Source organism: Serratia sp. A07 (assembly GCF_058725505.1).
Genome location: NZ_JBZXDO010000034.1, coordinates 32006 through 42290 on the forward strand (window position 1 = coordinate 32006; position 10285 = coordinate 42290).

Here is a 10285-nt window from a genome sequence, read left to right on the forward strand (position 1 = left end):
TGATAAAGAAACGAATTATGAGCGCAGAGCATAAGCAGTCCTTATCGGCGGTAACCCTGGCGGCCATCGGCGTGGTCTACGGTGATATCGGCACCAGCCCTCTCTATACGCTGAGAGAGTGTTTTTCCGGCCATTACGGCTTCGATGTTCGTCCAGACGTGGTTTTCGGCTTCCTGTCGCTGATCTTCTGGATGCTGATCGTGATCGTTTCCCTCAAATATCTCACCTACGTGATGCGCGCGGACAACGCCGGCGAGGGCGGTATCCTGACGCTGATGTCGCTGGCCGGGCGCAACACCTCGGCGCGCACTACCGCGGTGCTGGTGATACTGGGCCTGATCGGCGGCAGCTTCTTCTATGGCGAGGTGGTGATCACCCCGGCTATCTCGGTGATGTCGGCGATCGAGGGGCTGGAAATCGCCGCGCCTGCGCTTGACGCCTATATCGTGCCGCTCTCCATTCTGGTACTGACGCTGCTGTTTGCCATTCAAAAGCACGGTACCGGCAGCGTCGGCAAGCTGTTCGCTCCGGTGATGCTGCTGTGGTTCATCGTGTTGGCGGTGCTGGGCGCGCGCAGCATCATTTCGAATCCGGAAGTGCTACAGGCGCTGAATCCCAAATGGGCGCTCAACTTCTTCATGGAATATAAGAAGGTGTCGTTCTTCGCGCTGGGGGCGGTGGTGCTGTCGATCACCGGCGTCGAGGCGCTGTATGCCGATATGGGGCACTTCGGCAAGTTCCCGATTCGCCTGGCCTGGTTCACCGTGGTGCTGCCTTCGCTGGTGCTCAACTACTTCGGCCAGGGCGCACTGCTGCTGAAAAACCCGGAGGCGATCAAAAACCCGTTCTTCCTGCTGGCGCCCGACTGGGCGCTGATCCCGCTGCTGATTCTGGCGACCCTGGCGACGGTTATCGCCTCGCAGGCGGTGATTTCCGGCGTCTTCTCGCTGACCCGCCAAGCGGTGCGTCTGGGTTATCTGTCGCCGATGCGTATCATTCACACCTCGGAAATGGAATCCGGCCAGATCTATATTCCGGTGATCAACTGGACGCTGTACATCTCGGTGGTGTTGGTGATCATCGGCTTCGAACACTCCAGCAATCTGGCGGCGGCGTACGGCATCGCCGTCACCGGCACCATGGTGCTGACCAGCATTCTGGTCACCTCGGTGGCGATCAACAACTGGCACTGGAATCGCTTCCTGGCGATCGGCATCGTGACCATCTTGCTGATCATCGACGTGCCGATGTTCTCCGCCAACGCCCTGAAGCTGTTCTCCGGCGGCTGGTTGCCGCTGACCTTGGCGCTGGTGATGTTCATCATTATGACCACCTGGAAGAGCGAGCGCTTCCGCCTGCTACGCCGCCTGCATGAACACGGCAACTCGCTGGAGGCGATGATTGCCTCGCTGGAGAAATCGCCGCCGGTGCGGGTGCCGGGTACCGCGGTGTTCATGTCGCGCGCCACCAACGTCATTCCTTTTGCGCTGCTGCACAACCTGAAGCACAACAAGGTGCTGCATGAGCGGGTGGTGCTGCTGACGCTGCGCACCGAAGATGCGCCTTACGTGCACAACGTGCGCCGGGTGACCATCGAACAGCTGTCGCCGACCTTCTGGCGGGTGGTGGCCAGCTACGGCTGGCGTGAAACGCCGAACGTCGAGGAAGTGTTCCACCGCTGCGGGCTGGAAGGGTTGCCGTGCCGCATGTCGGAGACCTCGTTCTTCATGTCCCATGAATCGCTGATCCTCACCAAGCGGCCGTGGTACCTCTATTTGCGCGGTAAACTGTTCGTCGCTCTGAGCCGCAACGCGCTGCGCGCGCCGGATCAGTTTGAGATCCCGCCGAACCGGGTGATCGAGCTCGGCACGCAGGTCGAGATTTAACCCGCCTGATAAGGGGCTCAGCATGGCTGAGCCCCTTTTGTTTGTGCATTGTCCGGGCGTGAACGAAACGTTTCGATAGCGATCACACTTCTGCATTGTCCCGGTTGCCTTCCCCTGCCGTTTTTTTAAACTCCCCCAGAGAGCGAAACGTTTCGCTAGCGGAGTGAGAAGATGAAAAAAGGCGTATTACTGAATTCCGACGTGTCTGCCGTGATTGCCCGGCTGGGGCATACCGACCAGCTCACCCTGTGCGATGCGGGCCTGCCGATACCGACGGAAACGCAGCGCATCGATCTGGCGCTGACGCAGGGCGTGCCGACCTTCATGCAGGTGTTCGCGGCGGTCACGCAAGAGATGCAGGTAGAAAGCGCCATCCTGGCGGAAGAGATCGTGAAACAGAATCCGTCGCTCCACGAGGCACTGTTGGCTGAACTGACCGCATTGGGTCAACGCCAGGGCAATACCATCAGCGTGCGCTATATCAGCCATCAGGCGTTTAAAGCGCAAACCGGGCACAGCCGGGCGGTGATCCGCAGCGGGGAGTGTTCGCCTTATGCGAACGTGATCCTGTGCGCCGGCGTAACTTTCTGAGGCGCGTATGCAACCTTTACTGCAACTGAAAGGGATTGATAAAGCCTTTCCCGGCGTGAAGGCGCTTTCCGGCGCTGCCCTCAGCGTCTATCCCGGCAAGGTGATGGCGCTGGTGGGAGAAAACGGCGCCGGGAAGTCCACCATGATGAAAGTGCTGACCGGCATCTACCAGAAAGACGCCGGCAGCCAGTATTTTCTCGGTAAAGAGGTGGCGTTCAACGGGCCTAAGGATTCGCAGGAAGCGGGCATCGGCATTATCCATCAGGAGCTGAACCTGATCCCGCAGCTGACGATTGCGGAAAACATCTTCCTCGGCCGCGAGTTCGTCAACCGTTTCGGCCGCATTGACTGGAAGCGCATGTACGCCGAGGCCGATCGCTTGTTGGCGCGTCTCAATCTGCGCTACAGCAGCCACCGACTGGTGGGCGAACTGTCGATCGGCGATCAGCAGATGGTGGAGATCGCCAAGGTGCTGAGCTTCGAATCGAAAGTGATCATCATGGATGAACCGACCGATGCGCTGACCGACACCGAAACTGCCTCGCTGTTCAAGGTGATCAACGAGCTGAAGGCCGAAGGGCGCGGCATCGTGTATATCTCGCACCGCCTGAAAGAGATTTTTGAAATCTGCGACGACGTGACCGTATTCCGCGACGGGCAGTTTATCGCCGAGCGGCCGGTGAGCGAGCTGCAGGAAGATTCGCTGATTGAGATGATGGTCGGCCGCAAGCTGGAAGAGCAGTACCCGCGCCTGGATTTGCCGCGCGGGGAAAAACGGCTGGACGTCAGCCACCTTTCCGGCCCCGGCGTTGAAGACGTCAGCTTTACGCTGTACCGCGGCGAGATCCTCGGCGTGGCCGGGCTGATGGGCGCCGGGCGCACAGAATTGATGAAAATCCTGTACGGCGCCGCCCCGCGCAAGGCCGGCTCCGTCAGCCTGGACGGTCGCGACGTGGTCACCCATTCGCCGCAGGACGGGTTGGCGAACGGCATCGTCTATATCTCGGAAGACCGCAAACGCGACGGCCTGGTGCTGGGCATGTCGGTGAAGGAAAACATGTCGCTGACCGCGCTGCGCTATTTCAGCCGCGCCGACGGCAGCCTGAAACAGGCCGACGAGCGGCAGGCGGTGGGGGATTTCATCCGGCTGTTCAATATCAAAACGCCGTCGATGGAGCAGCCGATCGGTCTGCTTTCCGGCGGCAATCAGCAAAAAGTGGCGATCGCCCGCGGCCTGATGACCCGGCCGAAGGTACTGATCCTCGATGAGCCGACGCGCGGCGTCGACGTTGGCGCCAAAAAAGAGATCTATCAGTTAATCAACCAGTTCAAGCAGGAAGGGCTGAGCATCATTCTGGTGTCTTCGGAAATGCCGGAGGTGATGGGCATGAGCGATCGCATTCTGGTGATGCACGAAGGGCATCTCAGCGGCGAGTTCCCGATTGAACAGGCCACCCAGGAAGCGTTGATGGCGGCAGCCGTCGGCAAGCAATACGGCGTAAAGCAGGAGTAATCAGATATGAGTTCCCAGACTATCGCAGCTAAGCGCTGGTTCAGTAAAGAGTGGCTGTTAGAGCAGAAGTCGTTGATTGCGCTGCTGGTGCTGATCGCCGTGGTCTCTTCCATGAGCCCGAACTTCTTCACCCTGAACAACCTGTTCAATATTCTGCAGCAGACCTCGGTGAACGCCATCATGGCGGTGGGGATGACGCTGGTGATCCTCACCTCCGGCATCGATCTGTCGGTAGGATCGCTGCTGGCGCTGACCGGCGCGGTGGCGGCGTCGATCGTCGGCTTTGAGGTCAACGCGCTGGTGGCGGTGGCGGCGGCACTGGCGCTGGGCGCCGCGGTTGGCGCCTGCACCGGGGTGATCGTCGCCAAAGGCAAAGTGCAGGCCTTTATCGCCACGCTGGTGATGATGCTGCTGCTGCGCGGCGTCACCATGGTGTACACCAATGGCAGCCCGGTCAACACCGGTTTCACCGACGTGGCCGACACCTTCGGCTGGTTCGGCATCGGCCGCCCGCTGGGCGTGCCTACGCCGATCTGGATCATGGCGATCGTGTTCATCGCCGCCTGGTATATGCTGCATCATACGCGCCTGGGCCGCTATATTTATGCCCTGGGCGGCAACGAAGCGGCGACCCGCCTCTCCGGCATCAGCGTCGATAAAGTGAAGATTATCGTCTACTCGCTGTGCGGCCTGCTGGCGGCGCTGGCCGGGGTGATCGAAGTGGCGCGCCTGTCGTCGGCGCAGCCGACCGCCGGCACCGGCTATGAGCTGGACGCCATCGCCGCCGTGGTGCTGGGCGGCACCAGCCTGGCCGGCGGCAAGGGCCGCATCGTCGGCACGCTGATCGGGGCGCTGATCCTCGGCTTCCTGAACAACGGCCTGAATTTACTGGGTGTTTCTTCCTACTACCAAATGATCGTGAAGGCAGTGGTGATACTGCTGGCGGTTCTGGTAGATAACAAAAGCAACAAGTAACCTCCCCCTACAGGAATCACGATGATGAAAATGAAAAAACTGGCAACCTTAGCTTCCGCCATCGCGCTGAGCGCCACCCTGAGCGCCAATGCCATGGCCAAAGACACCATCGCGCTGGTGGTGTCCACCCTCAACAACCCGTTCTTCGTCTCGATGAAGGACGGTGCGCAGCAAGAGGCCAACAAGCTGGGCTACAACCTGGTGGTGCTGGATTCCCAGAACAACCCGGCGAAAGAGCTGGCCAACGTGCAGGATCTGATGGTGCGCGCGCCCAAGCTGCTGCTGATCAACCCGACCGACTCCGACGCGGTAGGCAACGCCATCAAGATGGCCAACCAGGCTAAGATCCCGGTCATTACGCTGGACCGCGTGGCGAGCAAGGGTGACGTGGTGAGCCACATCGCTTCGGATAACCGCGTGGGCGGCAAAATGGCCGGCGACTTCATCGCCAAGAAAGTGGGTGCCGATGCCAAGGTGATTCAGCTGGAAGGCATCGCCGGCACTTCCGCCGCGCGTGAACGCGGTGAAGGCTTCAAACAGTCGCTGGATCAGAATAAATTCAAACTGTTGGCCAGCCAGCCGGCCGATTTCGATCGCACCAAGGGCCTGAACGTGATGCAGAACCTGCTGACTGCGCACCCGGATGTGCAGGCGGTGTTCGCTCAGAACGATGAAATGGCGCTGGGTGCGCTGCGCGCGCTGCAAACCGCCGGTAAAACCGACGTGATCGTGGTAGGCTTCGACGGCACCGCTGACGGCGTGAAAGCGGTCGAAGGCGGTAAGCTGGCGGCGACCGTGGCGCAGCGTCCCGATCAGATCGGCGTGATCGGTGTGGAAACCGCCGATAAAGTGCTGAAAGGCGAAAAAGTGCCGGCGACCATCCCGGTCGATTTGAAACTGGTCACTCAGTAAGTCATACCAGCGCCATCGGAACGGGGCGTTTACGATGGCGCGCAATTCAGGAATCAATGCGATGGAAACAGGTAAGCTGGTGGTTCTTGGCAGCATCAATGCCGACCATATCCTCAATATTGAACAGTTCCCCCACCCGGGCGAAACGGTGATCGGGAAACAGTATAAGGTGGCGTTTGGCGGCAAGGGCGCGAATCAGGCGGTGGCGGCCGGGCGCAGCGGGGCGGAGATCGCCTTTATCGCCTGCGTGGGCGCTGACGACATCGGCGAACGTGTCCGCCGGCAGCTGGCGAGCGATCGCATTGATACCCAACCGATTGAAGCCATCGCCGACAGCACCACCGGCGTGGCGCTGATCTTCGTCAACGCCGAAGGCGAGAACGTGATCGGCATCGATGCCGGCGCCAACGCCGCGGTGACGCCGGATTACCTGGCGCGCTACCAACAAAAAGTGATCGATGCCGACGCTTTGCTGATGCAGTTGGAGTCGCCGCTGGATACGGTGATCGCCGCCGCCCGCCTGGCGAAGCAGCATCACACGCAAGTGATCCTCAACCCGGCCCCGGCGCGTGAGCTGCCGGACGAGCTGCTGGGCATGATCGATATGATCACTCCGAATGAAACCGAAGCCCAGCGCCTGACCGGCATCGCCGTGGACAACGACGCCGATGCGGCGCGCGCGGCGCAGGCGCTGCACGACAAGGGCATCGCGACGGTGATCATCACCCTTGGCAGCCGCGGCGTGTGGCTGAGCGAAAACGGCAACGGCAAACTGGTGCCCGGCTTCAAGGTGCAAGCGGTGGATACCATCGCCGCCGGCGATACCTTTAACGGTGCGCTGGTCACAGCTCTGTTGGAAGGCAAGATCATGGCCGACGCGGTGCGTTTCGCCCATGCGGCGGCGGCGATCGCCGTGACCCGCCCTGGCGCGCAGCCTTCGGTGCCGTGGCGTGAAGAGATCGACGCCTTCTTGCAGCAGCAGGGGTGATCCTTTGGCCACCATGAAAGATGTCGCCCGCCTGGCGGGCGTTTCAACCTCTACCGTTTCGCATGTGGTCAACAACAATCGCTTTGTCAGCGACAGCGTGCGCGACAAGGTCATGGCGGCCGTGGAACAGCTGAACTATGCGCCTTCCGCGCTGGCGCGCAGCCTGAAGCTCAATCAGACGCGCACCATCGGCATGCTGGTGACCGCCAGTAACAACCCGTTTTATGCCGAAGTGGTGCGTGGCGTGGAGCGCAGCTGCTATGAACGCGGCTACAGCCTGATCCTGTGCAACACCGAAGAAGACGCCGCGCGCATGAACCGCAGTATGGAGACGCTGCTGCAAAAGCGCGTCGACGGTTTGCTGCTGATGTGCACCGAAAACCACCGGCCATCGCAAGATGCCCTGAGCCGCTACCCGTCACTGCCGATCGTCATGATGGACTGGGCGCCGTTCGAGGGCGCCAACGACATTATTCAGGATAACTCGCTGCTGGGCGGCGAGATGGCGACCGATCATCTGATCGCCTGCGGTTACCGCAAGATCGCCTGCATCGCCGGCCCGCAGGATAAAACCACCGCCCGTCACCGACTGGAAGGCTATCGCAACGCGATGCGGCGCGCCGGATTGCCGGTTCCGCCAGGGTATGAAGTGCATTGCGACTTTGAGTTTGAGGGCGGCGTGAACGCCATGCGCCAACTGCTGGCGCTGGACGAGCCGCCGCATGCGGTGTTCGCCGGTAACGACGCGGTGGCGGTGGGCGTTTATCAGGCGCTATATCAGGCCGGGCTTTCCGTGCCGCAGGATATGGCGGTGATGGGCTACGATGACATTGAGTTGGCGCGTTATCTGGCGCCGCCGCTGAGCACCATTCATCAGCCGAAGGATTCGCTGGGCGAACTGGCGATCGATGCGCTGATCAATCGCCTGCAAAACCCGGAGCGCGCGCCCCAGGTGCTGGTGCTGACGCCCGAGCTGGTGGAACGCGCCTCGGTGGGCCGCCGTTAACTGGCCGCCTTCGCTTCTTTCTTGCTTTCCTGGCCGCTGATCAAATTGCGGCCATCCTTCCTTCTCAGCAACATAAACACCAGCGCCGACGCCACGGTGACGATCCCCATGGTGATAAAGGTGTAATGGAAGTGGTCGATCATGGTGCCTAACGACAGGGATTCGTAAAAACGCAGCACCGCCGCGCTGATTGCCACGCCGAAGCTGATGGACAGCTGCTGGGTGACCGCCAGGACGCTGTTGCCGGCGCTGGCGTTGGCGTCGTTCAAATCCGCCAGGCTGATGGTGTTCATGGCGGTGAACTGGGTGGACATCGCCATGCCCAGCACGAACAGCGGCAGGATCATCAGCCACAGCGGCATGCCCGGGCTTTGCAGGGCGAACTGGGCGATCAGCACCCCGATAATAACGGTGATGCCGACCAGCGTTTTACGGTAGCCGAACCAGCGCAGCACCTGAGTGACGGTGGATTTCGCCATCAGCGAACCGATGGCGGTCGGCGCCATCATGCAGCCGGCGACGATCGCCGTATAACCGAATCCCACCTGCAGCATGAGCGGCATTAAAAACGGCACGCAGCCGGTTCCCAGCCTGGAGGCGACGTTGCCTGCGATACCGACCGAGAAGGTGCGGGTTTTGAACAGGTCGAGACCGATCAGCGGCTGAGGATGGCGGCGTGCGTGCGCGATATAGCCGAACAGCATCACGAAGCCGCTGAGCAGAATGCCCAGCGAAACGTAGCTCGCCAGCACCCGCTCGCCAAACAGCTCCAGCCCGGTAGAGATCAGCACCAGGCTCAGGCCGAACAGTATGAAGCCAAGGAAATCGAAGCGGCGCTTGGGCGTGGTGAAGTCCGGCATGTACTTGCGCGCATAGAAGATGCCGAGCAGGCCGATAGGGATATTGATCAGGAAAATCCAGTGCCAGGTGGCGTAGGTGACCAGCCAGCCGCCCAGCAGCGGCCCGAGAATCGGCCCGACCAGGCCGGGCATGGTGACGAAGTTCAGCACCGGCAGCAGTTCGCTGCGCGGGTAGGCGCGCAGCAGCGCCAACCGTGCAACCGGCATCATCATCGCGCCGCCGATGCCTTGCAGCACGCGAGAGGCGACCAGCACGCTTAACGTAGGGGACAGGGCGCACAGCAGCGAGCCGAGGGTGAATAACGTCACGGCGAAGATGAACACGCGGCGGGTGCCGAAGCGGTCCGCCAGCCAGCCGCTGACCGGGATCAGCATCGCCACCGTCAGCGTGTAGCTGATGACGGCTGATTGCATCGCCAGCGGTGAACGCCCTAGGCTTTGGGCGATCGCCGGCAGCGCGGTGTTAAGGATGGTGGCGTCCAGCGCCTGCATAAAGAACGCCATTGCGGCGATCCACGGTAGTCCTGCCATACTGCGCGCGGATTGGGTCATGGTCGGTCCTGGTTAAATGGTCGTCTGTCCCTCGTCTCTTTCTTCTATATATAAGCGGGGAGCGTGTCTAGTCTTTCTCTTTCAGCAGCACCTGGCAGGCGACGAGCGCGCCGGCGCTGTCTCCGGCGAGTATCGCATCGACGATAGCCTGATGATGGCGCAGCTTGATCACTTCATTGCCGGTGATGGCACGGAAGTAGCTTTGGTACACCGAACTGAACAGGTTGGCGAACGAGGTCAGGAACGGGTTGCCGCTGGCCTCGTAGATGAGCTGGTGGAATTGGGTATCGACCTGGATCCAACGCTCGCGATCAAACTGGGTATGCAGCGCGCGCATTTCCGCCATCAGCTCCGCCAGCAGCTTGGTTTGCTGCTGGCTGGCGTGGTTTGCCGCCAACGCGCAGGCCTGCGGCTCCAGCGAGGTGCGCAGGATAAGGAAGTGTTGCATCACCTGATCGAAGTTTTCCCGCGTCATCCACCAGGTCAGTAAATCCTGGTCGAGAAAATTCCATTGGCTTTGCGGCATCACGCGGGTGCCGATGCGCGGGCGCGGCAACAACATGCCTTTGGCGGCTAACATCTTTACCGCTTCGCGTACTGCGGTGCGGCTGACGCCGAATTGCTCGCCCAGTTCCATTTCACCGGGCAGGATGCTGCCGGCCTGATAATCGCCCGCCAGAATTTGTTGGCCGAGTTTCTCTGCAAGCAGATAAGAAAGATTGCGTTGGGCGGCCTGTTGTTGTGCATTTAGCGGCATGGCTGCGGGTCCTTACTGACATCGTTATTTCTATTTTACTCCAGCGATCGCCAGCTTTTATGGCTGTTTGCCGGAAAAAGTGACATAAATTCGTCGCTTTTTCGCCCTTTTGTTGAAAAAAAGCGCGCTTGAAAAGTTTTTTGCATTTAGGGGTTGCGGCCCGCCGATAACTCCCTATAATGCGCCTCCACTGACCGGGAACAACGACTGACAAGCCGCCGGGTCAGCGAGAGGAAAGCGAAATA

General features: G+C 60.7%; 9 protein-coding genes. 7 read left to right on the forward strand and 2 right to left on the reverse strand.

Annotated elements, in window-relative coordinates; translation table 11 throughout:
* Window positions 1-17: 17 nt before the first annotated feature.
* From kup to rbsR, 7 genes are all read left to right on the forward strand, one after another.
* The gene (gene kup, locus AC4PR2_RS23240; RefSeq protein ID WP_038876047.1) at window positions 18-1886 is read left to right on the forward strand and encodes a low affinity potassium transporter Kup; all 1869 of its coding nucleotides are present in this window, start codon (window positions 18-20) and stop codon (window positions 1884-1886) included.
* A 171-nt stretch (window positions 1887-2057) separates the two neighbouring features.
* Entirely contained in the window at window positions 2058-2477 is a 420-nt protein-coding gene (gene rbsD / locus AC4PR2_RS23245; protein WP_060441271.1) for a D-ribose pyranase, read from the forward strand.
* A gap of 7 nt (window positions 2478-2484) precedes the next feature.
* Complete coding sequence (rbsA, locus tag AC4PR2_RS23250) at window positions 2485-3990, forward strand: ribose ABC transporter ATP-binding protein RbsA (RefSeq protein ID WP_060441272.1); 1506 nt, start codon at window positions 2485-2487, stop codon at window positions 3988-3990.
* Window positions 3991-3996: 6 nt separating this feature from the next.
* Window positions 3997-4965, forward strand: a complete 969-nt coding sequence (rbsC, locus tag AC4PR2_RS23255; RefSeq protein ID WP_019455467.1) for a ribose ABC transporter permease — start codon at window positions 3997-3999, stop codon at window positions 4963-4965.
* 24 nt (window positions 4966-4989) lie between these two features.
* Window positions 4990-5877 (forward strand): ribose ABC transporter substrate-binding protein RbsB, encoded by an 888-nt coding sequence (gene rbsB / locus AC4PR2_RS23260; protein WP_025160300.1) that lies wholly within the window; start codon window positions 4990-4992, stop codon window positions 5875-5877.
* 61 nt (window positions 5878-5938) lie between these two features.
* Window positions 5939-6865 (forward strand): ribokinase, encoded by a 927-nt coding sequence (gene rbsK, locus AC4PR2_RS23265; RefSeq protein WP_084827032.1) that lies wholly within the window; start codon window positions 5939-5941, stop codon window positions 6863-6865.
* Window positions 6866-6869: 4 nt separating this feature from the next.
* Window positions 6870-7871 carry a ribose operon transcriptional repressor RbsR gene (gene rbsR, locus AC4PR2_RS23270; RefSeq protein ID WP_016929629.1) on the forward strand — a complete coding sequence of 334 codons (1002 nt, stop codon included), beginning with the start codon at window positions 6870-6872 and terminating at the stop codon, window positions 7869-7871.
* Here rbsR and mdtD read toward each other — a convergent pair.
* Window positions 7868-9283 (reverse strand): multidrug transporter subunit MdtD, encoded by a 1416-nt coding sequence (gene mdtD, locus AC4PR2_RS23275; RefSeq protein ID WP_126192374.1) that lies wholly within the window; start codon window positions 9281-9283, stop codon window positions 7868-7870. The two genes, rbsR and mdtD, sit on opposite strands and share 4 nt — an antisense overlap.
* 67 nt (window positions 9284-9350) lie before the next feature.
* A complete protein-coding gene (locus tag AC4PR2_RS23280) occupies window positions 9351-10040 on the reverse strand; it encodes a FadR/GntR family transcriptional regulator (RefSeq protein WP_048232258.1) in 690 nt (229 codons plus the stop codon).
* Between the last annotated feature and the right edge of the window lie 245 nt (window positions 10041-10285).